The sequence below is a fragment of the Catenulispora rubra genome (genome assembly GCF_015356825.1).
Lineage (GTDB): Bacteria > Actinomycetota > Actinomycetes > Streptomycetales > Catenulisporaceae > Catenulispora > Catenulispora rubra.
In genome coordinates this window covers 1-571 of record NZ_JAACYW010000710.1, presented here as the reverse complement: position 1 = coordinate 571, position 571 = coordinate 1, and the positions used below count along the sequence as shown (strand labels likewise).

The window sequence follows — 571 nt, the reverse complement described above, 5'->3', positions numbered from 1 at the left end:
ACTTCGGAGACGTACTGGTCGCGGCGGTGTCGAAGTTGTCCGAGTACGGCAGCGCCATCGTGGTGGCCGGCGGAGGTGTCGCAGTGCCCTTGCCCTGCCCGGTGGTAGTCGTCAGGGTATAGACATAGCCCGGTTGCAGGGTCACTGAATAGCTGCCACCGGACGGTGTGACGTCCTGGACGTGGGCGAGATCGTCAGACGGGCTGGTGGAGTTCAGTACCTTGGTCGCCCAGACGTGGACGGTGCCGTTCGACAAGCCGCCGGCGACCTTGACGTTGAGGGTCTGCGCGGCGGTGGCGTCCATGGTCTCGACGATCGTGCTGTAGTCGGAGTTGTCGGTCGACTTCAGCGATACGTAGCTGCCGTTGCTGTTGCTGCCGCCCAGATAACCGCTGGCAGAGTCGAGGTAGTGCCAGCCGGGAGCGGTGAACTGTGCGGTCTGTGCGGTGACCCAGGTGGTCTTGCCGATGTGGTAGTTCCCTGACCACGGCTGGTTCGCTATCGACATGCCCTGGTCGCTGAAGAACAGGTTCGGATACAGGGCGGCGATGACCGGCCAGTTGATGTAGGC

The 571-nt window shown here is 63.2% G+C and carries 1 pseudogene; it reads right to left on the bottom strand.

What is annotated here, in order from left to right:
* Nucleotides 1-571, bottom strand: a pseudogene (locus GWK61_RS55080) (galactosylceramidase); the annotation flags it as partial.